General features: G+C 73.6%; 21 protein-coding genes. 11 read left to right on the top strand and 10 right to left on the bottom strand.

The features are described from left to right. The first annotated feature begins 2 nt into the window (after positions 1-2). The 3 genes from ABZU32_RS32140 to ABZU32_RS32130 all read left to right on the top strand — a co-directional run bounded on the left by ABZU32_RS32140 (position 3) and on the right by ABZU32_RS32130 (position 2,742). On the top strand, positions 3-992 hold the full coding sequence (locus tag ABZU32_RS32140; RefSeq protein ID WP_354928042.1) for an aldo/keto reductase: 990 nt from the start codon (positions 3-5) through the stop codon (positions 990-992). Positions 993-1,010: 18 nt separating this feature from the next. After that, positions 1,011-1,856, top strand: a complete 846-nt coding sequence (locus ABZU32_RS32135; protein ID WP_354928039.1) for an amidohydrolase family protein — start codon at positions 1,011-1,013, stop codon at positions 1,854-1,856. Between the two features lie 295 nt (positions 1,857-2,151). Further along, positions 2,152-2,742 (top strand): superoxide dismutase family protein, encoded by a 591-nt coding sequence (locus ABZU32_RS32130; RefSeq protein ID WP_354928036.1) that lies wholly within the window; start codon positions 2,152-2,154, stop codon positions 2,740-2,742. A 70-nt stretch (positions 2,743-2,812) separates the two neighbouring features. Here the strand turns inward: ABZU32_RS32130 and ABZU32_RS32125 are convergent, their stop codons facing one another. The 9 genes from ABZU32_RS32125 to ABZU32_RS32085 all read right to left on the bottom strand — a co-directional run bounded on the left by ABZU32_RS32125 (position 2,813) and on the right by ABZU32_RS32085 (position 12,424). Continuing rightward, complete coding sequence (locus ABZU32_RS32125) at positions 2,813-4,288, bottom strand: serine/threonine-protein kinase (protein ID WP_354928033.1); 1,476 nt, start codon at positions 4,286-4,288, stop codon at positions 2,813-2,815. Positions 4,289-4,331: 43 nt separating this feature from the next. Next, positions 4,332-5,264: an EamA family transporter gene (locus ABZU32_RS32120; RefSeq protein WP_354928030.1), complete on the bottom strand. Its 933-nt coding sequence runs from the start codon at positions 5,262-5,264 to the stop codon at positions 4,332-4,334. A gap of 45 nt (positions 5,265-5,309) precedes the next feature. Then, entirely contained in the window at positions 5,310-6,734 is a 1,425-nt protein-coding gene (locus tag ABZU32_RS32115) for an MFS transporter (RefSeq protein WP_354928027.1), read from the bottom strand. A gap of 138 nt (positions 6,735-6,872) precedes the next feature. Beyond that, on the bottom strand, positions 6,873-8,111 hold the full coding sequence (locus tag ABZU32_RS32110; protein ID WP_354928024.1) for a sigma-70 family RNA polymerase sigma factor: 1,239 nt from the start codon (positions 8,109-8,111) through the stop codon (positions 6,873-6,875). A gap of 1 nt (position 8,112) precedes the next feature. Beyond that, entirely contained in the window at positions 8,113-8,460 is a 348-nt protein-coding gene (locus tag ABZU32_RS32105; protein WP_354928021.1) for a YciI family protein, read from the bottom strand. A 153-nt stretch (positions 8,461-8,613) separates the two neighbouring features. Then, the gene (locus tag ABZU32_RS32100) at positions 8,614-9,285 is read right to left on the bottom strand and encodes a FadR/GntR family transcriptional regulator (protein ID WP_354847101.1); all 672 of its coding nucleotides are present in this window, start codon (positions 9,283-9,285) and stop codon (positions 8,614-8,616) included. A gap of 64 nt (positions 9,286-9,349) precedes the next feature. Then, positions 9,350-10,381 carry an MBL fold metallo-hydrolase gene (locus ABZU32_RS32095; RefSeq protein WP_354928018.1) on the bottom strand — a complete coding sequence of 344 codons (1,032 nt, stop codon included), beginning with the start codon at positions 10,379-10,381 and terminating at the stop codon, positions 9,350-9,352. Continuing rightward, positions 10,378-11,538, bottom strand: a complete 1,161-nt coding sequence (locus ABZU32_RS32090) for a steroid 3-ketoacyl-CoA thiolase (protein WP_354928015.1) — start codon at positions 11,536-11,538, stop codon at positions 10,378-10,380. Before ABZU32_RS32090 ends, ABZU32_RS32095 begins: the two co-directional genes overlap by 4 nt. A gap of 187 nt (positions 11,539-11,725) precedes the next feature. After that, positions 11,726-12,424 (bottom strand): TetR family transcriptional regulator, encoded by a 699-nt coding sequence (locus ABZU32_RS32085; protein ID WP_354928011.1) that lies wholly within the window; start codon positions 12,422-12,424, stop codon positions 11,726-11,728. A gap of 214 nt (positions 12,425-12,638) precedes the next feature. On the opposite strand from ABZU32_RS32085, the gene ABZU32_RS32080 reads away from it, so the two are divergent. From ABZU32_RS32080 to ABZU32_RS32045, 8 genes are all read left to right on the top strand, one after another. Continuing rightward, complete coding sequence (locus ABZU32_RS32080; RefSeq protein ID WP_354928008.1) at positions 12,639-13,730, top strand: acyl-CoA dehydrogenase family protein; 1,092 nt, start codon at positions 12,639-12,641, stop codon at positions 13,728-13,730. Then, positions 13,730-14,884 (top strand): acyl-CoA dehydrogenase family protein, encoded by a 1,155-nt coding sequence (locus ABZU32_RS32075; RefSeq protein WP_354928005.1) that lies wholly within the window; start codon positions 13,730-13,732, stop codon positions 14,882-14,884. Before ABZU32_RS32080 ends, ABZU32_RS32075 begins: the two co-directional genes overlap by 1 nt. Positions 14,885-14,974: 90 nt before the next feature. After that, positions 14,975-15,931, top strand: a complete 957-nt coding sequence (locus tag ABZU32_RS32070; protein ID WP_354928002.1) for a bifunctional MaoC family dehydratase N-terminal/OB-fold nucleic acid binding domain-containing protein — start codon at positions 14,975-14,977, stop codon at positions 15,929-15,931. Continuing rightward, a complete protein-coding gene (locus ABZU32_RS32065; protein ID WP_354927999.1) occupies positions 15,931-16,338 on the top strand; it encodes a MaoC/PaaZ C-terminal domain-containing protein in 408 nt (135 codons plus the stop codon). The genes ABZU32_RS32070 and ABZU32_RS32065 overlap by 1 nt, the downstream gene beginning before the upstream one ends. Before the next feature lie 74 nt (positions 16,339-16,412). Beyond that, complete coding sequence (locus ABZU32_RS32060) at positions 16,413-17,585, top strand: lipid-transfer protein (protein WP_354927996.1); 1,173 nt, start codon at positions 16,413-16,415, stop codon at positions 17,583-17,585. Between the two features lie 293 nt (positions 17,586-17,878). After that, on the top strand, positions 17,879-18,625 hold the full coding sequence (locus ABZU32_RS32055; protein WP_354927993.1) for a DUF899 domain-containing protein: 747 nt from the start codon (positions 17,879-17,881) through the stop codon (positions 18,623-18,625). A 75-nt stretch (positions 18,626-18,700) separates the two neighbouring features. Beyond that, positions 18,701-18,889 (top strand): DUF5134 domain-containing protein, encoded by a 189-nt coding sequence (locus ABZU32_RS32050; RefSeq protein WP_354847129.1) that lies wholly within the window; start codon positions 18,701-18,703, stop codon positions 18,887-18,889. An 11-nt stretch (positions 18,890-18,900) separates the two neighbouring features. Continuing rightward, complete coding sequence (locus ABZU32_RS32045) at positions 18,901-19,902, top strand: sigma-70 family RNA polymerase sigma factor (RefSeq protein ID WP_354927990.1); 1,002 nt, start codon at positions 18,901-18,903, stop codon at positions 19,900-19,902. A gap of 96 nt (positions 19,903-19,998) precedes the next feature. Here the strand turns inward: ABZU32_RS32045 and ABZU32_RS32040 are convergent, their stop codons facing one another. Next, positions 19,999-22,893: a hypothetical protein gene (locus ABZU32_RS32040; RefSeq protein WP_354927987.1), complete on the bottom strand. Its 2,895-nt coding sequence runs from the start codon at positions 22,891-22,893 to the stop codon at positions 19,999-20,001. Between the last annotated feature and the right edge of the window lie 48 nt (positions 22,894-22,941).

The following is a 22,941-nucleotide window of genomic DNA, read 5'->3' as shown; positions in this document are numbered from 1 at the left end:
CGATGCAGAGCCGGACCGTGGGACGCGGCGTCCAGGTCACCAGGTACGGATTCGGCGCCGCGCCGATCGGCAACCTGTTCGCGGCGGTGGGCGACGACGAGGCGCGCGAGGCGGTCGATGCGGCGTGGGCGGCCGGGGTGCGGTACTTCGACACCGCCCCGCACTACGGCCTCGGCCTGTCCGAGCGCCGCCTCGGCGCCGCCCTGCGCGACCGGCCGCGTGACTCCTACGCCCTGTCGACCAAGGTCGGGCGGCTCATCGTCCCGGCCGAGGACGCGGCGGCCGGCCACGAGCCGCCCGCGGAGGGCGGACGCGACGACCAGGGCTTCGACGTGCCCGCGACGCGGCGCCGGGTCTGGGACTTCTCCCGCGACGGCGTGCGCCGTTCCATCGAGGAGAGCCTTTCGCGTCTGGGGCTGGACGCGGTCGACATCGCGCTGATCCACGACCCGGACGACCACTGGGCGCAGGCCGTGGGCGAGGCCTACCCGGCGCTCGCCGAGCTGCGCGACCAGGGCGTGGTCAAGGCGATCGGCGCCGGCATGAACCAGTGGGAGATGCTGGAGGGTTTCGTCAAGGAGACCGACCTCGACGTGGTCATGCTCGCCGGGCGTTACACGCTGCTCGACCAGTCGGGCGGCGCGCGGCTGCTGCCGCTCTGCCAGGAGCGCGGCGTCGCGGTGTTCGCGGCCGGCGTCTTCAACAGCGGGCTGCTGGCCACCCACGAGCCGGCCGGCACCTACGAGTACGCGCCGGCCCCCGGCCCGCTGGTCGAGCGGGCGCGGCGCATCGCGGCGGTGTGCGAGCGGTACGACGTCACGCTGCCGCAGGCGGCGCTGGCCTTTCCGCTGCGGCACCCGGCGGTGTCCTGCGTGGTCTCCGGCGCCCGCTCGGCGGCGGAGGTCGAGCGCAACGCGGCCCTGGCCGCCGTCCCCGTCCCCGGCGAGCTGTGGACCGCGCTCGCCGAGGAGTCCCTGGTCACCCTCGGCTAGCCGGATGGAGAGCAGCTCATGATCGACGCCCATCACCACCTGTGGGACACGGCCGCGCGCGACTACCCGTGGTTGAGCGGCGCGGCGATGGCCCCGCTGCGCCGCCCGTACGGCCTGGCGGACCTGCGGCGCGGGTGCGCGGCCCGCGGCGTCGAGCACACGGTGCTGGTGCAGACCGTGGGCGAGACGGCGGAGACCGAGGAGTTCCTGGCCACCGCGGCGGCCTCGGACGGGCTGGTGGCGGGCGTCGTGGGATGGGCCGATCTCACCGCGCCGGACGTGGCCGGCGAGCTCATGCGCCTTCGCTCCCTGCCGGGCGGCGAGCTCCTGGTGGGGATACGCCACCCGGTGCAGGACGAGACCGACCCGAAGTGGCTGTACCGCGAGGACGTGCGGCACGGCGTCCGCGCGGTCGGCCAGGCGGGCCTGGCCTACGACCTGCTCGTGCTGGCGCACCAGCTCCCGGCGGCCCGCGACCTCGTGCGCGACCTGCCGGGCGTGCGGTTCGTCCTGGACCACGCGGCCAAGCCGCCGATCGCCTCCGGCGCCGTCGAGCCGTGGGCGAGCGAGATCAAGGCCCTGGCCGCCTCGCCCAACGTGATGTGCAAGCTGTCCGGCCTGGTCACCGAGGCCGACTGGCACGACTGGGACGCGCCGCGCCTCGCCCCGTACGCCGAGCACGTCCTCGGCTGTTTCGGGACCGACCGGGTGATGTTCGGCTCCGACTGGCCGGTGTGCGAGCTCGCGGCCTCGTACGAACAGGTCGTCGATCTGGCCGGGGAATTGACCGCCGGCCTTTCCGCCGCGGAGCGCGAGCTGGTTTTCGCGGGCAACGCCCGGGTGGCGTACGACCTGCCCTCCTGAGCCGGCGCGGTCCCGGGGGCCGGGGTCGCGTTTCCCTTTCCCGTACGTCCGCCTGAGGTCGGGCGGGCGTACGAGCATGTCCTGATCTCGGAAAACGCGGGCCTTTGCCCGGCGTTCATGGCAGCATTCGTGAATCACGGCGGGGAAAGGGTTTCGATTTACCCGCCCTGCGCGATAACCCTGGCGGTTAACGCTGATTGCTCATTCTTAGCCGCATATTGGCCCTTTTGGGTGCGACGTCGGGTATATCCGCAAATGCTGACGGAAAGGTCCGAACAGGGTAAGGGAGAGGCTCATGATGGCGGTGCGCGCGGGAGTCATGGCGATGGTCATGCCGGTGACGTTGCTGGGCGGAGGCGCCATGGCGTCGGCCAGGCCCCAGCCGGAGCCGCTGAGCCGCGGCCCCGAACCGGTCCTCGCGCTCGGCCGCTTCGCGGGCTACGGCCCCGGGCAGACGGCCGTCACCTACGACCCCAAGCTCGTCCCCTCCGGCGCGGCGGCGGCCGTCGCCTACGTCCCCACCGCCGACGGGCACGCCAGCGTGCAGCTGAGGGCGCAGGGGCTGCTGCCCAACCGCAGGTACGGCGCGCACGTGCACACCAACGCCTGCGGGTCCAAGGGCGAGGACGCCGGGCCGCACTTCCAGCACGTCCAGGACCCGAAGACCCCCTCCACCGATCCGAAGTTCGCCAATCCCCGCAACGAGATCTGGCTCGACTTCACCACCGACGGCCAGGGCAACGGGTTCTCCCGCGCCGCGCTGGAGCGCAGGTTCACCGACCGGCGCCCGCACTCGGTGATCGTCCACGCCGACCACACCCACACCGACCCCGGCCACGCCGGCCAGGCGGGCGCCAGGCTCGCCTGCATCAACGTCGATTTCTGAGGACGTCGGCCGCTCGTGAGCACGTCGGCCGCGGGCTGAGCGCGTCCGCCCTGCGGGGGAGCGTGGGGGGTCAGGGGAGGCGGGCCGCCGTGCCGGCGTAGCGAGGCGCGGCGCCGGCGGTCTCGCTCACCTCGAAGCTCACCTGTCCGTCGCCGAGCGGCGACAGCAGCAGGGTGCCCTGGTGACACTGGTCGCCCCGCACGCGGTCGAGCCGGAAGACCGCCGTGGCGTCCCGCGCGCCCGCCGGGGTGAGGCGGCCGGAGCAGTGCAGGTCGGCGCCCCACAGCATGGTGCCGATGGCGGCGCCGGTGGGCAGGCGGATCTCCACCGGGAACACCCGCCCGGCGGCCGGATGCTCCGCGCTGCCGGTCCAGGTGCCCGCGTAGGACACCCCGCCCGGCCCCCGCCCGCCCGTCGCCCACCACACCGCGCCGAACGCCACGACGGCCGCCACCACGGCGAGCCCGGCGAGCGCCGCCCATCGCCCGCGCCGCCGCCCGGGACGGGCCGAACTCCCGGGCGCGGCGCCCGCACCGGAGCCGGTGTGGCCCTCGGTGGTGGCGTCCGGGCCGCCGTGCCGGTCGCCGGTCGCCTCCTCGGCTTCCCCGGGGACCGTGGTCCCGGGAGCGTGCCGGCCCTGGGCGGGCCCTGCGGGGGCGCCGGCGGCGCGCGAGGGCGGTGAGGTGGCCAGGGTGGCGCCCGTTTCGAGTACGCCGTGACGCGGCATGAGGGCGGCGGCCGGTCCCGTGCCGATGAGCAGGCGCAGCGCCTCCTCGGCGCCCGGGCGGTCGGCCGGGTCGGCGGCGAGGCAGGCCACCACGATCTCCCGCAGCGGCCCGGCGAGCGGGCCGAGGTCGGGCTCCCCGAACAGGATGCGGCCCAGGGTCGCCTCGAACGACCGGGCGGCGTAGGCGTGACGTCCGCTCGCCGTGAAGGAGACCGTGAGCGCCCAGCCGAACATGTCGGCCGCGGGCCCGGCGCGCTCGCCCTTGAGCTGCTCGGGCGAGATGTACGCGGGCGTGCCGACGGGCGGCCGGCCCGTGGTGGTCACCGTGCCCATCATCCGCGAGATGCCGAAGTCGATCACCCTGGGCCCTTCGAGGCCCAGCAGGACGTTGCCGGGCTTGAGGTCTCGATGCACGACCCCGGCCCCGTGGATCGCGGCCAGCGCCGTGGCGGTGCCGACGGCGATTCGGTCCAGGGAGCCCCCGGCGAGCGGCCCCTCGGTGGCGACGTGCCGGTGCAGCGAGACCCCGTCGACGTACTCGCTGATGATGTACGGACGATCGCCGTCCAGGTCGGCGTCCAGCACCTGGGCGGTGCAGAACGGCGCCACCCGCCGGATCGCCCGCACCTCGTCGGCGAACCGGCGGCGTGCCCGGTCATCGTCCAGCCGCGCGTGCATCAGCTTCACCGCGACCGGCTCGCCGCCGGACCCCAGCGCACGGTACACCACACCCTGCCCGCCCTGGCCGAGGCGGCCGGTCAGGCGGTAGTCGCCGATTTGCTCGGGGTCGCCGGGCCGCAGAGGGTCGGGTGGGGCCATGATCCATGATTACCACGAACCCGCGTGGGGCACGGCCGGCGCGTCAGCCGGCCCCGGCGCCGCGCAGGGCTCCGCCGGGCGGCGGGCCTTCCGGGGTGCTGAGGGACGCGGCGGCCCTCCGCGCGGACGGCCGCACGGCCAGGACGGCGAGGCCGGTCAGCACGATGGCGCCGCCCAGCAACTCGCCGGCGCCGGGACGCTCGCCGAGCCAGACGCCGGCCGTCGCCATGCCGATGATCGGGACGAGCAGCGTGAACGGCGCCACGGCCGAGGCGGGGTACCGGCGCAGCAACGCGTTCCAGATGCCGAAGCCGACGAAGGTCGACAGGACCACCACGTACGCCAGCGCCGCGACCGACCCCGGGGCGAAGAAGGAGAACGCGCCGCGGATGCGGTCCGGGCCCTCGAACAGCGCCGACAGCCCGAGCAGGGGCAGCGGCGGCACCAGGCTGGACCACACCAGCAGACCGAGCCCCCCGGGCGCCTCGGCCCGCCGGACGCACACGTTGGCGACGCCCCACGAGGCCGCGGCCCCGAGCGCGAGCAGCAGGGGCCACAGCGGCACCTGGGCGCCCCTGCCCACCGCGATCACCGCGATGCCGGCGGAGGCGACCACGATGCCGGCGAGCCGGCGCCGTCCCGGGCGCTCGCCGAGGACCACGGCGGCGACGGCCACCGTGAAGATCACCTGCGCCTGGAGCACCAGGGAGCTGAGGCCGGCCGGCAGGCCCAGGTACATGGCGGTGAACAGCAGCCCGAACTGCCCGGCCCACTGGAACAGCCCTACGACGACGATCCAGCGGACCGGGATCGCCGGGCGCGGGATGAGGAACACCGCCGGGACGGCGACCAGGGTGAAGCGCAGCGCCGCGAACAGCAGCGGCGGGAAGTGCTCGAGCCCGATGTCGATGACGACGAAGTTGACGCCCCACAGGACGGCGACGGCGATGGCGAGGAAGGAGTGAAGGGGGCGCACCCCTGGAGTTTCGACGCGTGTCGCAGTTCAGTCCAGCTATTTCTTCTAAAGTGTTTCGTGTAGTGGTGCTACATCGTTCTGCGGGCCGTCCGGCGTGGTGGTCGTCTCGCATGGAGCGGCCGTCGTCCCGGCCGGTGTGGTCGTCCTCGCGGCGGGAGCGGCCGTCGTCGTGGGCGCGGCGTATCGGCGTAGCGCCGGCATGGCCAGGGCGATCAGCCCGGCGCCCACGATGGTGGCCAGGCCGCCGCCGACCGCGCTCACGGTGGGCGACAGCGCCGAGCCGAGCGCGCCGGCGCGGAAGTTGCCGAGCTGCGGGCAGCCGGCGCCGACCAGGTACTCGGCGGCGCCGACCCGGCCCCGGTAGCGGTCGGGCGTCGCCACCTGCACGACCGAGGTGCGGAACACCACGCTCACCACGTCGGCGGCGCCGGCGACGGTCAGCAGCGCCAGCGCCGGCCACAGAGTGGGAGTCAGGCCGAAGCCGGCGACGGCGGCTCCCCAGATCGCCCCGGCCACCAGCATGGCCCGGCCCTGGCGGGACACCCGCCCGACCCAGCCCGACAGCGCCGTGCCGGCCAGGCCGCCGGCCGCGACGGCGGAGGTGAGCAGGCCGAGCGTCTCGGCCGACCCGCCGAAGCGCTCGGCGTTGATCACCGGGAACAGCGCGTAGGGCATGCCGAGGAGCATGGCGCTCATGTCGGCGAGAAAGGCACCGCCGATCACGCGGTTCCTCCCGATGAACCGCAGCCCCTCGGCGACCGCCCGCGGGCCCGGCCTGGTGCCCCCGCCCTCCGGCGGCATCGCCGGCAGCCGCGCGACGCCGTACAGCGCGAAGGCGAAGCTCAGCGCGTCGATGAGGTAACACGTGCGCAGGCCCCAGCCGGCGGCGATCACCCCGGCCAGGGCGGGGCCCACCGTCCCGCTGAAGTGGAAGGTGAACATGGTGAGCGCCGCGCCCGCCGGGACCTGCTCGGGCGGCAGCAGCCGGGCGAGGAACGTGCCGCGCGCCGGGCTGTTGACCGCGGCGAGCGCCGACTGCAGCACGACCAGGCAGTACAGCGGCCACACCTGGCCGAACCCGGCGAACGCCTGGACGGCGAACAGCGCCGACACAACGGCCAGGCAGCCGCTGGTCACCAGCACCAGCTTGCGCCGGTCGACCGCGTCGATGACCACGCCCCCCGCGAGGCCGAGCACGATCGAGGGAACGGCGCTCGCCAGGCCGACCGCGCCGACGGCGACCGCCGAGCCGGTCATCGTGTAGACCTGCAGGACCACGGCGAAGGTCGTCATCTGCCCGCCGACGGCCGACAGCAGCGTCCCCGCCCACAGGCGGCGGAACGCGGGAGAGCTCCGCAGGGGACGCACGTCCATCAGCAGCCGGCCGCCCGCCATGTCCCCGTCCCCCTCCAGACGCCAGGTCCCCCCGGATGAGGGACGGTCGGCGATGAGCCGGGGAAGTCTAACCACGCCTCCGGCGGCGCGGCCAGCGGTTTTCCGCCCGGATCACCGGGAGGCGGTGGTCACCGGCGTCTCGTGGGCGACGCTCGAGCTGTTCCCGTGTCGGTGGCCTGGGCCGCCGACGCCGGCCGGAGGACACGGCGGCGCCTAAGGCCGGAGCCCTCGGAGGCGTTCGGCGAGGAAGCGGCGCTCGGCGGCGTTCTCGGTGAGCAGCAGTGCCTCCTCGTACGCGGTGCGGGCCTCCGCGGTGCGGCCGAGGCGGCGCAGGAAGTCGGCGCGCGAGGCGGCCAGGTAGCCGTACCCGGCCAGTTGCGGCTCGCCGGCGAGCGAGTCCAGCTCCCTCAGTCCGCGGGCGGGACCATGGACGAACCCCAGGGCCACCGCGCGGTTGAGCGCCACGACCGGCGACGGCCAGACGCAGACGAGCAGGTCGTAGAGCGCGAGCACCTCGCGCCAGTCGGTGTCGTCCCAGGTGGGCGCCTCGGAGTGGACGGCGGCGATGGCGGCCATCAGGGCGAAGCGGCCCGGAGGGCGGCGCCGCAGCGCCTCGCGGACCAGCGCCACCCCCTCGGCGATGGCCGGACGGTCCCAGCGGGTGCGGTCCTGCTCGTCCAGCGTGAGCAGCCGCCCGTCGCCGGCCACCCGGGTGGCGGCGCGGGCGTCGGTGAGCAGGATCAGCGCGAGCAGGCCGGCGGCGTCGGCGTCGTCCGGCAGCAGCGCCCGGAGCATGCGGGCCAGGTCCAGCGAGCGTTCCACCAGGTCGCGGCGGACGACCGACTCGCCTGCCGGGGCGGTGTGCCCGGTGGTGAACAGCAGGTGCACGACGGTGAGCACCGCGTCGATGCGCCCGGGGAGCGCCTCCGGCGGCGGCACGCGGTAGGGGATGCGCGCGGCGGCGATCTTCTTCTTGGCCCTGGTGAGGCGGGCCGCCATGGTCGGCTCGCTCACCAGGAAGGCGCGGGCGACCTCCGCCGTGGTCAGCCCGCACAGCAGGCGCAGGGTCAGGGCGACCTGCGCCTGCAGGGCCATGGCGGGGTGGCAGCAGGTGAAGATCAGCCGGAGCCGGTCGTCGCCCGCCCGCGCGGCGGGCGCCTCGTCCGGCCCCGGCTCGACCTGGTCCTCCAGCAGCAACGGCAGCGACCGGCGCATGGTCGCGTCCCGGCGCAGCAGGTCCAGAGCGCGGTTCCTGGCCACCGTCGTCAGCCAGGCCCCCGGGCTGGCCGGGACGCCCTGGGCGCTCCAGGCGGTCAGCGCCCTGGCGTAGGCGTCCTGCACGCACTCCTCGGCCAGGTCGATGTCGCGGGTGACGCGCACCGCCGCGGAGAGCACGAAGGCCCACTCGCGGCGGTGCGCGTCCGCGACGGCGGCCGCCGCCTCCGGGCTCACCTCAGTCGAAGATCTGCACCGGGCGGACCTCGACGCCGCCGTAGGGCGCCGGAACCTGCTTGGCCACGGCGATCGCCTCGTCCAGATCGGCCGCGTCGATCAGGTAGTAGCCGCAGATGGCCTCCTTGGTCTCGACGAAGGCCCCGTCGGTGACCAGGAACTCGCCGGAGGAGTCCTTGCGGATGGAGGTGGCGGTGCCGGTCGGGTGCAGCGCGTCGCCGCCCAGCAGCTTGGGCCCGTTGTGCTCGGCGAACACGACGTGCTCCTTGTAGACGCGGTCGTGGTCCTCCTGCGTGGCGGCGGCGTAGGAGGCTTCGTCCTCGTAGATGAGAACCAGGTACTTGGCCATGATGCGGTCCTTCCGTGTTCGTCCATGCCCATCGGAGCTCGTCGGGCCCTGCTTCGCGGGCCGGACATCCATCCCGACGCGTGGGTCTGCCTCGGATCGACAGGACGGCGGAACTCCGCCGGAGATTTTTCCCGGCCTCGGCGGCGCGGGGGCTCAGAGAGCGCGGCGCAGCCATTCCTCGACGCCGGCGACGTGGACGGTGGCCCAGGCGCGGGCGACGTCGGGCTGACGGCCCGCGATGGCCTCGTAGATCGCGGCGTGCTGCTCCCTGGTCTTGACGGTGGCCCCCTCCTGGGTGAGACCGCGCCAGACGCGGGCCCGGGTGGTCGGCCCGGACAGGCTCTCGATGAGCGAGCACAGCACGGTGTTGCCCGACCCCTTGGCGATGAGCTGGTGGAACTCCAGGTCATTGGCGACGAGCTGCTCGATGCTCGGGTCGTCGGGCAGGGCGTCCAGGATCGACCGGAGGTCCTCGACCTGGCCGTCGGTCATGGCGAGCGCCGCCATGCCGGTGGCGGCCGGTTCGAGGATGCGGCGCACCTGGAAGAACTCCAGCACGGTGTCGTCGCGGTGGAAGTCGACCACGAAGGACAGGGCGTCGAGCAGGAGGTGGGGCTCCAGGCTGGTGACGTACGTGCCGTCGCCCTGCCGCACGTCCAGCACGTTGATCAGCGCGAGCGCGCGGACGGCCTCGCGGAGGGAGTTGCGGGACAGGCCGAGGCGTTCGGCCAGGTCGGCCTCCTTGGGGAGCCGCGCGCCCGGGCCGAGCTCGCCCGAGACGATCATTCCCTTGATCTTGTCGATCGCCGCGTCCGTGACCGCCACGGAGACACCACCTCTGCTTTTCGCGCTTCATCCGCAGACATCGGATGTCTATGAGTGTATGGGGTCATTGTGACGTGGCGGTGAACCGGACGGGATCGCCGGGAGCCCCAGGTGCGCGGCGGACGGCGCCGCGGGACTCCAGCGTCCGCAGATGCGCCGCCGCCTCGCCCGCGGCGAGGCCGCGCTGCATGGGCGCCAGGTCACTCCACGGCCTGTTCCAGGTCATTCGCTCGGCGACCTGCCAGATCGTCAGGGGCTCGGCCGCGACCCCTGTCATCATGTCGCGCAGACGTAGGAGCTTGTCCTCATGGTGGGCCCGGATCTCGGCCGCGCGGGCGGCGACGTCCGCGAAGGGCTCCTCGTGCGCAGGCAGCGCGTGCGCCTCTCCCAGCCCGGCCACCCGGGTGAGGGACCCGAGGAAGTTTTCCAGCGGATCGACGTCCTGCCGGTCGTACGGATAAATGCCGATGTGAGGGGTGATGTCGGGCAGGACGTGGTCGCCGGTGAACAGCCGGTCGGCGTCCTCCAGGTGCAGGCACACATGCCCGGGAGTGTGGCCCGGCGTCCACACCACACGCAGCACGCGCCCCGGCAGGTCGATCAGGTCCCCGTCGCGCAACTCCCTGTCGGGCTGCGCGGGCGGGTCGGGCCGCTCGGAGGCCCGGACGGCCTCCGCCTCCGCCCCCGCGCCCGCCCGGCGCATCATCTCGGCCTGGAACTCGCGATGGGAGTCCACCGGCATGCCGCGCATCAGGCGCACGATGGCGGCGTCCGCCTCGTGCATCGCGATCCAGCCGCCCGACTCCTCGCGCACCCGCCCGGCCAGCCCGGCGTGGTCGGGGTGGTAGTGGGTGACGACCACCCCGCGCACCTCCCGGACGTCCACGCCGCACGCGGCGAGCCCGTCGCGCAGCGCCGTCCAGGCGTCCTCGTGGTTCCAGCCCGCGTCGACCAGCACCGGCCCCGCGGGAGACTCCACCGCGTACACCAGCGTGTACCCGAGCGGGCTGCCGGGGATCGGCACCGGCACGCTCCACACCCCGCCGCCCAGGTCGGCGGGACGCTGGGTGCTGTAGGCCCTGCGGCGCGTCCTCACACGCGCTCGAGGATGGTCGCGGTGGCCAGGGCGCCGCCGGCGCACATCGACACCAGCGCGGTCGCGCGGTCGGCCCGCTCCAGCTCGTGCAGCGCCGTGGTGACCAGCCGGGCGCCCGTCGCGCCCACCGGGTGCCCGAGCGCGATGGCCCCGCCGTTCACGTTGACCCGCTCCATGTCCGGGGCGTGCACCTCCGCCCAGGACAGCACGACGGCCGCGAACGCCTCGTTCACCTCGAACCTGTCGATGTCGCGCACGGACATCCCCGACATGGTCAGCACCTTGGCGGTCGCGTCCACCGGCCCGTCCAGGTGGTAGTAGGGCTCGGAGCCGACCAGGGCCTGAGCCAGGATGCGGGCCCGCGGGCGCAGGCCGTGCCGGGCCGCGGCCTCCTCGCTCATCAGCAGCACGGCGGCGGCGCCGTCGGAGATCTGCGAGGAGGTGCCCGCGGTGTGCAGGGCGTCCTCCCCGAGCACCGGCCTCAACCTGGCCAGCCCCTCGGCCGTGGTCTCGCGCAGGCCCTGGTCCCTGGACACGGCGAGGGTCTCTCCCGTGGGAACCCCGTTCTCGCCGAGAACAGGCGCGGTCACGGGGATCACCTCGCGCTCGAACCGGCCGTCGGCCCACGCCTTGGCCGCCTGCCGCTGCGAGCGGGCGCCGAACCGGTCGAGCCGCTCCCGGGTCAACCCGCGCCGCTGGGCGATGCGCTCGGCGGCGGTGAACTGGTCGGGCAGGTCGATCGACCAGTCACCGGGGCGCGGGTTGGCCGGCAGCACGTTGCTGCCGAGCGGCTGGCGGGACATGGACTCGACGCCGCAGGCGATGCCCACGTCGATCACCCCGGCCTGGATGAGCGCGGCGACCAGGTGCACGGCCTGCTGGGAGGAGCCGCACTGGGCGTCCACCGTCGTCACCCCGGTCTGGTACGGCAGGCCGGCGTAGAGCCAGGCGTGCCTGCCGACGTGGCCGCCCTGCTCGCCGGCCTGGGTGACGCAGCCCGCGAAGACCTGCCCAACGGCCGAGGGGTCGATGCCGGACCTCTCGACGACGCCGTTCATGGCCGCCCCGAGCAGGGCCTGCGGTTTGACCCCCGCCAGCCAGCCGTTGCGCTTGCCGATCGGGGTGCGTACGGCTTCGACGATCACGGGCCTGCCCATGCGGCCTCCTTCCCATCAGAACAAGGTTCCGCCGCGACTGTAACCGGTTCTAATTTGCCGCGAAAGCCTTGCCGGGCGCCGGAAGCCTCCCGGAACCCTCCTGGAAGCGGGAAGCCCTCCTGGAACCCTCCTGGAAGCGGGAAGCCCTCCCGAAAGCCGGAAGCCTTCGTGGATGCCCGAGGCCCTCTCAGGCGTCGGAGCCGTCGCGGTCGTCGCGGTCGTCGAAGTCGGCGAGCAGGCGCTCGGCCGCGATCTCGATGCGGCGCTGGATCTGCTCGTAGGTGCGCCGGCCGCGCAGCATCTCCAGCAGCTCGTTCACCCACACCCCGGCCAGCGAGCCGGCGAGGGCGAACTGCTCCTCGGAGGCGGTCTCGAGGGTGAGGCCGTTGCCCGAGACGCGCAGCAGCAGCCCGGCCATGCGGTCGCCGAACGGGACCTCGACCTGGGCCATGATCAGTGAGCGGATGAGCGCGTCGGCGAGCTCGGGCTCGCGCATGAGGCCGCGGGTGGCGCGCATGAGCACGTCCACCCCCCGCCCCGCCGCCGTCTCGGCGCTCGGCGGACGCCGCTCGATGCTGTTCTCGAGCAGGTCGATCTCTTCGCCGACGACCGCGACGACGAGATCCATCTTCGAGGGGAAGTAGCGGTAGAGGGTGCCGAGCGCGACCCCGGCGCGTTCGGCGACGGTCCGCATCTGCATCGCCTCGACGCCGCCCCGCGAGGCGAGGGCCGCGGCGGCCTGGACGATGCGCTTGCGCCGTTGGTGCTGGCTGCGGGTGCGGACGCCGGAGGAGACCCGGGGCGCCGGGGACGGCGGCGCCGCCTGGTCGTCGCCGCCGGGACCGGCGGCCGGGACGGCGGCGGTGCCGGCATGCGAGGTGCGCATGAGAACACGTTACCGGATGACCCGCAGGTAGGGCTTGTTACTCACCGGTCACAAGGAAGGCCGGTCTTGCATGACCTTTGTGTTGCGCGCATGTGTCGGATCGGGGTCACGCGCAATCGCTATGGACACAGATTAGAATCTGTTCTAATTTGCGGCTGACCGGACTCCCACTGGACTCCCACCGGGCTCGACCGGGCGCACGGAAGGCGTCGTGATGGATTTCGACCTCGACGAGACGCAGGCGGAGCTGAAAGAGCTGGCCGCGGGCCTGTTCGGCCGGGAGGCCGGGCACGACCGCCTCGCCGCCCACGAGAAGAGCGGGCAGCCCTACGACGCCGAACTGTGGCGGGCGGTGGCGCGGGCGGGGCTCATCGGGGCCTGCCTGCCGGAGGAGGCCGGCGGCGCCGGGCTCGGCGCCGTGGCGATGGCCGTGGTCGCGCGCGAGGCCGGGGCGCGGGTGGTCCCCGTCCCCCTGCAGGACGGCCTGGTCGCGGCCATGGTGATCGGCCGGTACGGCTCGGCCGCGCAGCGCGCGCTCGCCGCGCGCCTGGCCGAGGGCGAGGTCGTGCTGACCGCCGCGCTCATGGAACCCGGCCGCGACCTCGGCACGCCCCCGCTCACCGAGGCCCGTCCCGGCGGAGCCGGCGGCGCGTGGGCGCTCTCCGGGCGCAAGACCATGGTCTCCTACGCCGCCGAGGCCGCCGCGATCGTCGTCCCGGCCGTGACGCCGCGGGGCGTCGGGCTCTTCCTCGTCGAGCCGGGGGCGGCGTCCCTGGCGCCGGCGCCCACCTCCACCGGCGAGCCGGCCGCGACGCTGATCCTCTCCGACACCCCGGCCGAGCCGCTCGGCGAGCCGGACGGCGCCGCGTTCGCCGCCCTGCGGCGCCTGGCGCTGGTCGCCCTGACGGCGAGCGCCTCCGGCGTCCTCGCGGGCGCGCTGGCCCTGACCACCGAGCACATCAAGACCCGCAGGCAGTTCGACCGCGCCCTGGCCGAGTTCCAGGCGGTGACCATGCAGATCGCCGACGTCTACATCGCCGGGCGGGCGCTGGACGTGGCCGTCTGGTCGGGCGCGTGGCGGGCGGACCAGGGGCTCGCCGAGGAGGCCGACGTGGACCTCGAGGTCGCCGCGCACACGGCCGCCGACGCCGCCCTCGCCGCCCTCTACACCTGCCAGCACCTGCACGGGGGCCTCGGCCTGGACGTCACCTACCCGCTGCACCGCCACTTCGCCTGGGGCAAGCACCGGGCGCACCTGCTCGGCGGCGCGGAGGCCCGGCTCGACATGATGGGAGCCCTCGTCTGATGCTGATCGACCTGACCCCCGAGCAGAAGCGGCTCCGCGAGGAACTGCGGGAGTACTTCGCCGCCTGCCTGACCGACGAAGACCGCGCCAAGATCTCCGAGGACCCGTTCGGTGAGGCGTACATGGAGCACTGCCGCAGGCTGGGCCGCGACGGCAAGCTCGGGCTCGGCTGGCCCGAGGAGTACGGCGGTGGCGGCTACGGGCCGCTGGAGCAGCAGATCTTCGCCAACGAGATCGCCCGCGCCGACGTGCCGTACCCGATCATCACCGTGCAGACGGTGGGCCCGACCCTGATGCAGTACGGCACGACGGAGCAGAAGGAGTTCTTCCTGCCCCGCATCCTGGCCGGCGACTGCCACTTCGCCATCGGGTACAGCGAGCCGGGCGCCGGCACCGACCTGGCCTCGCTGCGCACGACGGCGGTCAGGGACGGCGACCACTACGTCGTCAACGGCCAGAAGATCTTCACCTCCGGCGCGCACTACGCCGGGTACATCTGGCTGGCCGCCCGCACCGACCCTGGTGCCAAGAAGCACCGCGGCATCTCGATGCTGATCGCCGACACCCGCGACCCGGGGTACTCCTGGACGCCGATCGTGACCATGGACGGCCGCCACCACACCAACTCGACGTACTACTCCGACGTCAGGGTGCCGGCGGACATGCTGGTCGGCGAGGAGAACAAGGGCTGGGACCTCATCGTCAACCAGCTCAACCACGAGCGGGTCACCCTCGGCCCGGCCGGCAACCTCGCCCGCGTGTACGACCGGTTCTCCGCCTGGGCCCGGCGCACCGGCGCCATCGACGAGCCCGCCGTGCGCCGGGCCATCGCCCGCGTCTACGCCTGCTTCCGCACCAACGAACTGCTCAACTGGCAGGTCGCCGCGAACATGGGCCTCGGCTGGCTCGGCGCGCCGGACGCCTCCGCCACCAAGATCTACGGCTCCGAGCGCATGCAGGAGGTCGGGCGGATCGTCGGGGAGACGCTCGCGCGGTTCGGCGACCTGTCCGACCCGGAGACCGCCGCGTTCGCCGAGCAGCTCGACCGGTCGGTCAAGGGGGCGATCGTGCTGACCTTCGGCGGCGGGGTGAACGAGGTCCAGCGCGAGCTCATCGCGATGCTCGGCCTCGGGCTGCCCCGCCCGCCCCGGTGAGCGCGAGGACCACAGGGACGCGGGAGGACGGCGGGGACGCGGGAGGGCCGGGACGGTGACGGGCACGACGAGCACGGGCGGAGGACGGAGATGACCACGACGGCCGGGCAGGACCTGCACGAGCGGCTCGTCGCCCTGGCGGAGGCGCGCATCGCGGTGGGCGAGGTCCGCGGCGCCCCGGCGGCCGATCCGGTCAACCTGCCGATGATCCGCCACTGGACCACCGCGATGGGGGACGCCAACCCCGTCTACACCGACGAGGCGTTCGCCGCCGCGAGCGTGCACGGGGAGATCGTCGCGCCGCCCGCGATGGCGCAGGTGTGGACGATGGCCGGGCTCGGCCCGCCCGGCGGCGCGGGCACCCCGGTGGACGACGTGCTGCGCACGCTCGACGAGGGCGGCTTCACCGGCGTGGTGGCCACCAACTGCGAGCAGACCTACCACCGGTACGTGCGGCTGGGGGAGCGGCTGGTGCCGGCCCCGCGGCTGACCGGGCTGAGCGGGCCGAAGACCACGGCGCTCGGAACCGGATATTTCGTGACCTGGCTGGTCACCTGGTACTCCGAACACGAACCCGTCGCGGAGATGATGTTCCGGGTATTGAAGTTTCGTCCGCGGGAGGAGAAAGCCGCGCCCGAGAAGCGCGCGGCCTACCCTCTGACGCCGGCCGTCAACCGGGACACGGCGTTCTTCTGGGAGGGTGTCCGGGAAGGCGAGTTGCGCATCCAGAAATGTGGTGACTGCGGCGAACTGCGGCACCCGCCCGGACCGATCTGCCCGTCCTGCCGGTCGGCGAACCGGGTGTACGCCGTGGCGAGCGGGGTCGGCGAGGTCTACAGCTTCGTGGTGCACCACGCTCCTCCGATGCCGGGGCTGGACCCGCCTTTCGTGGTGGCGGTGATCGCGCTGCCGGAGGGAATACGAATTGTCGGAAATGTCGTGGAATGCCCACCGGAGAGCGTGAGCATCGGTATGCCGGTACGAGTGGCATACCGCGAAATGGACGACAAGTTGACCTTGCCGATGTGGGTACCCCAGGAGTCCTGATGCGCACACTGACCGAAGACGAGATCGAGCGCGGGACCGCGCTGCCGCCGTTGCGCATCGAGCTCACACCGACCACCGTCATCGCGACGGCCCTGTCGACCATGGACTTCACGCCGGTCCACCACGACGTCGCGGGCGCCAGGGCCCAGGGGTCGGCGGACATCTTCCTCAACATCCTCACCACCATGGGGCTGGTCGAGCGGTACGTCACCGACTGGGCCGGGCCCGAGGCCCTGATCCGCGGCATCAACGTCCGCCTCGGCGTGCCCGCGTACGCCGGGGACACCCTGACCTTCAGCGGCGTCGTCACCGAGCGGCGGGACGGCGAGGTGACCGTGGAGGTCCGCGGCGCCGTCAGCCTGGGCGACCACGCCATCGGCACCGTGCGCTTCAACCTCCCCCGCTGACCGGCGCCCGCCCGCCCTCCACAGGCCGGGTGTGCTCCCCGCCAGGGCCGACGTCACCAGAAAGGGCTCACCACGTGCACTCGCTCTCCGGCCGCGCGGCCCTCGCGGGCATCGGCGCCACCGAGTTCTCCAAGGAGTCCGGCCGCACGGAGCTCCAGCTCGCCGCCGAGGCCGTCTTCGCCGCGCTGGACGACGCCGGCCTCTCGCCGGCCGACGTGGACGGCCTGGTCACCTTCACCCAGGACGCCAACCAGGAGATCGCCGTCGCCCGCGAGACCGGCATCGGCGACCTGTCGTTCTTCTCCCGCGTCGAGTACGGGGGAGGCGCGGCGTGCGGCACGGTGCTCCAGGCCGCCATGGCCGTCGCCACCGGCGTCGCCTCCACCGTGGTGTGCTACCGGGCCTTCAACGAGCGGTCCGGGCGCAGGTTCGGCCAGCCGAACGCCGGGCTCGGCGGCGAGCCGTCCTCGCTCGGCGTCGAGATGGGGTGGCACGCCCCGTTCGGGCTGCTGACGCCCGCCGCGTGGGTCGCGATGTTCGCCCGGCGGTACATGCACACCTACGGAGCCACCTCCGAGGACTACGGCCGCGTCGCCGTGGCCATGCGCCGTCACGCGGCCGCCAACCCGGCGGCCTGGTTCTACCAGCGGCCCATCACGCTGGAGGAGCACCAGGCGTCCAGGTGGATCGTCGAGCCGCTGCACCTGCTCGACTGCTGCCAGGAGAGCGACGGGGCCGTGGCCCTGGTCGTCACCTCGGCGGAGCGGGCCAGGGACCTGCGGCGCTCACCGGCGGTCATCACGGCGGCCGCGCAAGGGTCGGGCGCCGGGCAGATGATGATGACCAGCTTCTACCGCGACGACATGGCGGGACTTCCGGAGATGGGCGTCGTGGCGCGCGGCCTCTGGGAGATGTCGGGCATGTCGCCGCAGGACATCCAGACGGCCATTCTGTACGACCACTTCACCCCGTTCGTGCTCACCCAGCTCGAGGAGCTGGGCTTCTGCGCCAGGGGAGAGGCGCGCGACTTCATCGCCGGCGGGGGCATCGAGATCGACGGCCATCTGCCGGTCAACCCGCACGGCGGTCAGCTCGGCGAGGCGTACATCCACGGCATGAACGGCATCGCCGAAGCCGTGCGGCAGGTGCGCGGCACCTCCGTCAACCAGGTCCCCGGCGTCCAGAACGTCCTGGTCACCGCCGGCACCGGCGTCCCCACCAGCGGCCTCATCCTCTCCCGCGACTGACTCTCGCGACCGATCCCCGCGCCCGACCACGCGACGCGCCCGCCCACGCGACGCGCGCGACCGGCCTCACGCGACCGGCGTGCGCGGGCCCGATGAAGGGCGCGCACAGGATGCCGCTTGTTCTCCGGACCCTCTCCGATGAGTTTTCGCGCCATGGCGCCTCTGTACATGTGGACGGCTCGCCGACCGCGCGATCCGGTGTCCGATGCCGGTCGGTCGGGCTCGCCGAGGCCACGGCCGCCGGTTCCGCCGTCCGCGCACATCATGATCGACTTCAGTAGAGAGGGAAGACGATGGCTCTTCCGCAGACGGCGTCCCGTGACGAGTGGCTGGCAGCCCGGCTGAGACTGCTCGACAGGGAGAAGGAGGTCATGCGGGCGCAGGACGCGGTCACCGCACAGCGCCGCGCACTGCCCATGGTGAAGATCGACAAGGAGTACGAGTTCGAGAGCGCGGCCGGCAAGGCGCGCCTCGGCGAGCTGTTCGAGGGCCGCCGCCAGCTCATCGTCTATCACTTCATGTGGAACGACGGCTGGGAAGAGGGCTGCCCGAGCTGCTCGTTCGCGGTCGACAACGTGGGCCGCCTCGAGCACCTGCACGGCAGCGACACCACGTTCGCGCTCGTCTCCCGCGCGCCGCTGTCGAAGATCGACAGGTGGAGGGCGCGGATGGGATGGACCATCCCGTGGTACTCCTCGGCCGGGAGCGACTTCAACTACGACTTCCACGTCACCAACGACGAGTCCGTCGCGCCGGTCCAGTACAACTACAAGAACAGGGCCGCCATGGAACGTGAGGGCCTGGAGTACGCGGTCAACGGCGACGCGCAGGGCCTGAGCGTCTTCGTCCGCGACCAGGACGCCGTCTTCCACACCTACTCGACCTACGGGCGCGGCGCCGAGGTGCTGTTGAGCACCTACCACTACCTCGACCTGACGCCCCTCGGGCGGGACCGCTACGTCAACCAGTTCCCCTACCACGACACCTACGGCGACGGCGACGGCGCGGGCGACAACCACCACCACGCCCACCACCACTGAGCACGCGGGCGGCAAGGTGGGTGAGGCCCCCACCGACGGGGCGTCACCCCTCCGTCCCGGACACGGAGTCCTGCGATGATCGAGTCGATACCACTCAGATGGACGCTCATACTGGCGTTCGCGGCCACAGGACTGTGGTTCCTGTTCCGCGGCGCGCGACCCGCTTCCGGCGACGGGGCACGGGGCGCCGCCGAAAGGATCTCCCACCTCGCTCACGCCCTCATGGCCGCGGCGATGGCGTTCATGTTCTGGACGATGGGATGAGCGGAGGTGCCGTGACGCGTACGTCGCGACCGCCGGCGGACCCGGCGCCCGGAGCGTCCGACGACGGCTTCGCCCGGCTGAGCGAACCCCTCCGGCGGGAACTGCTGGCGTACTGCTACCGGATGCTCGGCTCGGTCCACGACGCCGAGGACGCGCTCCAGGACACCTACCTGCAGGCGTGGCGCGGGTACGCCGGCTTCGAAGGCCGCTCCTCGATGCGCACCTGGCTGTACCGCATCGCGACGCGGACCTGCCTCAAGGCGCTGGAGGGCAACGGCCGCCGGCCGCTGCCCTCCGGGCTGGGCGGCCCGAGCCACGACCCGGACGCATCGCCGCGCTCCCGGCTGCCCGAGGTGCCATGGCTGCAACCGGCTCCCGGCGCACTGTTCGGCACCGCCTCCGACGATCCGGCCGTCATCGTCGAGGCCAGGCAGACCATGCGGCTGGGGTTCATCGCCGCATTGCAGTACCTTCCCGGCCGGCAACGCGCGGTGCTGATCCTGCGCGACGTGCTCGCCTGGCGGGCAGGCGAGGTCGCCGACCTGCTCGGCACCACGACGGCCGGGGTCAACAGCGCGTTGCAGCGCGCCCGGGCGCAGCTCAGCCAGATCGCGCCCACCCCGGAAGGGCTCACCGAGCCGGACGACCCGGCCCAGCGCGAGCTGCTCGACCGGTACGCGACCGCGTTCGAGAACGCCGACGTCGACGCCCTGATGGCGGTGCTGGCCGACGACGTCGTCTGGGAGATGCCGCCGATCCCCACCTGGTTCAGCGGACGCGAGACGGTCGGACGGTTCCTCGGCGCCAGGATCCTGGCCGGAGGCGGCTACCGGATGGTCCCGGCGCGCGTGAACGAACAACCCGCCTTCGGCTCCTACGCGCGAGGCGACGACGGCGTCCACCGGCCGCACGCCCTGCAGGTGCTGACCCTCACCGCCGCGGGCGTAGGGCACGTCGTGGCCTTCCTCGACGCCGACCTGTTCCCGGCATGCGGCCTGCCACCGGAGCTTTAGCCTGTCGCGCCGGAAGTCCACCCCCTGAGTCGACGGCCCGACAAGCGAGGCGCCGTTGTGCGGTGGGTGACCGGCGCGCGTGCGCCGGTCTCAGCACTATGGGGTGACGATCGTCGGGACCGTGAAGAAGACGAGCATCGCGATGGCGACGCACAGCAGGAAACCGGCCAGTTCCCAGAGCCAGTCGTAGTGGTGCTCACCGATCTTGATCGGCTTCAGCCGGTCGTGGCGGCGCGGCCGGGTCACTCCGCCGGACGTCGTGGCCGTGGCCGTGACGCCCGCCGGGGCGGCCTCGGACGCGGGGTCGCCCCCCTCCACGGCCCCGGAGTCCAGGGGCCCGGCCCCGGCCGCCGTGGACGCGGCCCCGGTCTTCGTGGGCGTGGATTCGAGGTCCGCGGCGGGGGGTTCGGGGTTCGTGGACGCGGGTTCCGGGGTCGTGGAGGCCGGTGCGGGTCCGGTGGCCGCCAGTCCGGCGTCCGGCGCCGGGATCTCCACGGAAGGGGAGAAGGCGGACGCGATCGCCGGTTCGGTGGACGCGGGGGCCTCGGCGTGGGCGGCGGGGATGGACGCGGAGATCGCGGGCATCTCGACCGTCGAAGGGCCGTCCCCGAAGCTCGCGTCGGCGGCGGGGAAGTCGTCCTGTGCGGGCGGCGCCTCCAACGCGGAGAAGGCCGCGCCGAACGCGGGCGGCGGCGCCGCGAAGACCGGCGGTGCGCCTGAAGCCGAGCCGCCCGGGGGGAACGGCGGTGCGCCGAAGGCCGACCCCAGATCGAGGAGCGGGGGTGCAGCGGAGGCCGGGCCGCTTTCGGGGAACAGGGGAGCCTCAGGGAACGGGGGCGCGCTAGAGGCCGCTGCCACGTGGGACGTCGTGGGCACGGCGGGGAACGGGCGCTGGGATGACGCGGGTACCCCGTCGTGGGCCGCCGTAGGGGCGACGAAGGTGGCGCCGGAAGCGGGCAGCGGAGGCGCCGAGGCGGCTCCCCGAGGCGCGGGTGGCTCCGCGGGCCAGGCCGCAGACGCGGGCGCCAGCGCGGGCCAGGCTCCAGGCGCGGGCGCTTCCCCGGGCCAGGCCGCAGACGCGGGCGCTTCTGCGGGCGAGGTCGCGGACGATCCCATGGGCCAGTTCTGGGGCACGGGGGGCGTCGTGGGGGAGGCTGTAGGAGCGGGGGATGCCGGGGTCTTCGTGCGCCTGAGTAGGTTCCGCGCTCCGGCGAGGAACGCCGCCAGGGGAGACTTCGGCCTGTCCCGCGACCCCGGGTCGGTACCGGCCGTGTGCGTAGGCGACTGACCTCCGGAGAGGTCGTCCGCGCCGTGAGAGGCGCGGGAGGGAGCGATCACGCCGTATGGGGCGGACGGCGGCTCAGGTGTGACCGAACCGGGTCCGGCGGCTCTGAACAGGGCGAGGTCGTGCGAATCCGGCCTGAACGGGGCGAGATGCTGCGAATCAGGCCCATACGAGGTCAGGTCGTGCGGATCGGTCCTGAAGGGGACGACGTCCTGCGGGGCGGGCCGGGAGGGGAACAGGTCCGGCCGGGCGGGCGCGGACGGGACGAGGCCGTGCTCGGCCGACTCCTGGGTGGCGGCGGGGGAGGTGGGGCCCACACTGAAGGTGCGCTGCAGGGTGGGCCACTGGCCGTTCGCCAGGGCGTTCTTGAACAGCGAGCCCTCGCCGCCAGGGGCGCCCCGCTTCCTGTCCGGGCGAGATGCGCCGCGCCGTTCCTGGGCCGGACGCGAGGACGTGCGGGGCTCGTCCGCCGGCTGCGAGGGGGGCCGGGCTTCGCCGGCCACGTGGGATGCGGTGCCCGGAACGCCGGTGGAGCGGGACGTGGTGTCCGGGGGAGCGGTCGTGCGGGACGTGGGGCCCAGGGCGTCCGTGGAGTGCGAAGCGGCGCCGAAGACGTCGGTGGAGCGGGGAGCGGCGCCGAAAACGTTGGGCGAGTGAGGAACGGCGCCGAAGACGTCGGGCGATTGGGGAACGGCGCCGAAGACGTCGGTGGAGTGGGAAGCGGCGCCGAAGACGTCGGTGGGGTGAGAGGGGGCGCCCGGGGCATCGGTCGTGCGGGACGTGACGCCGGGGGCGTCGGCCATGCCGGAGGGGGCGTGCGTGGAGGAGGGCGTGGGCGCGTCGGTGGCGCGGAAACGGGAGCGAGACGCGCGACCCGGTTTTCCGGCGGGGCGGGAGGCGCCGCGGAGTCTGGGCATCGGCTCGGTGGTGGCCTCGTGCTTGGATCTGCGGCCGGGGGCCGGAGGCGTGAGCTCCGGCGCGGGGAAGACGCCGGCGTTGGTGACCGGGTTGGGCTCGGCGAGCGGCAGAGGCCAGCGCGGCGTGGTGGGCCACCGCTTCTGCTGCGGGGCTCGCGCGGACGCCTTGGCCGGGTCGGGTGCGGGTTCCTCGGGCACCGCGGCGAGGACGCGGGTGCGCAGGGACGGCGAGGGGGTGCGCCAGGGCAGCCGGCCGAGGGACTCCTCGGCGGGCGCGACCCCGAGCACGTCGTACTCGGCGGCGAGCCGCGCGGAGGGCGTGGTGGCCCGCGCGGAGGAGACGGCCGAGGCCAGGGAACGGGCGAAGCGGTGACGCGCGCTGATCATGAGCTGCTCGGCCGTGTCGGCCGCGACGTCCAGGACCCACGCGAGCTCCACGGTGTCGAGCCCGCAGACCGCCGACAGCAGCAGCACCTCGCGCTGGTGCGGGCGCACCTCGCGCACCACCCGTTCGACCAGCGCGGTCACCGGGTCGGCGGCGGGGTCCACCGAGGGGAAGGAGTAGGCGACATCGCGCCGGTAGATCTCACGGCGTGCGAGCGCGTACAGGGCGGCGCGCGGGGGCTCGATGGCCGGGACGCCGGTGAGAACGGCCACCAGGGTGTTGGCGGCGGAGGCGGTGTCACCGAGCTGGTCGTGGCAGTACGCGAACAGCCCGGCGGCGTGACGGTCGTAGAGCTCGGCGACCAGCTCGCCACGAGGGCGGCGATCGATGAGCGATGGAGTCACAGCCGGTACCTCTGGAATTCTCGAGCGGGGTCGGGGGGTTGGGTGTGA

This window comes from Sphaerisporangium sp. NPDC005288 (assembly GCF_040607475.1).
Lineage (GTDB): Bacteria > Actinomycetota > Actinomycetes > Streptosporangiales > Streptosporangiaceae > Sphaerisporangium > Sphaerisporangium rhizosphaerae.
This window is presented reverse-complemented; position numbering and strand designations above follow the sequence as displayed.

Coding starts and splice junctions, on each gene's coding strand:
- ABZU32_RS32070 (WP_354928002.1), top strand. CDS start 14,975: ATGACCACGACGGCCGGGCAGGACCTGCACGAGCGGCTCGTCGCCCTG.
- ABZU32_RS32090 (WP_354928015.1), bottom strand. CDS start 11,538: ATGGGCAGGCCCGTGATCGTCGAAGCCGTACGCACCCCGATCGGCAAG.
- ABZU32_RS32140 (WP_354928042.1), top strand. CDS start 3: ATGCAGAGCCGGACCGTGGGACGCGGCGTCCAGGTCACCAGGTACGGA.
- ABZU32_RS32135 (WP_354928039.1), top strand. CDS start 1,011: ATGATCGACGCCCATCACCACCTGTGGGACACGGCCGCGCGCGACTAC.
- ABZU32_RS32065 (WP_354927999.1), top strand. CDS start 15,931: ATGCGCACACTGACCGAAGACGAGATCGAGCGCGGGACCGCGCTGCCG.
- ABZU32_RS32050 (WP_354847129.1), top strand. CDS start 18,701: ATGATCGAGTCGATACCACTCAGATGGACGCTCATACTGGCGTTCGCG.
- ABZU32_RS32080 (WP_354928008.1), top strand. CDS start 12,639: ATGGATTTCGACCTCGACGAGACGCAGGCGGAGCTGAAAGAGCTGGCC.
- ABZU32_RS32130 (WP_354928036.1), top strand. CDS start 2,152: ATGATGGCGGTGCGCGCGGGAGTCATGGCGATGGTCATGCCGGTGACG.
- ABZU32_RS32105 (WP_354928021.1), bottom strand. CDS start 8,460: ATGGCCAAGTACCTGGTTCTCATCTACGAGGACGAAGCCTCCTACGCC.
- ABZU32_RS32075 (WP_354928005.1), top strand. CDS start 13,730: ATGCTGATCGACCTGACCCCCGAGCAGAAGCGGCTCCGCGAGGAACTG.
- ABZU32_RS32125 (WP_354928033.1), bottom strand. CDS start 4,288: ATGGCCCCACCCGACCCTCTGCGGCCCGGCGACCCCGAGCAAATCGGC.
- ABZU32_RS32055 (WP_354927993.1), top strand. CDS start 17,879: ATGGCTCTTCCGCAGACGGCGTCCCGTGACGAGTGGCTGGCAGCCCGG.
- ABZU32_RS32085 (WP_354928011.1), bottom strand. CDS start 12,424: ATGCGCACCTCGCATGCCGGCACCGCCGCCGTCCCGGCCGCCGGTCCC.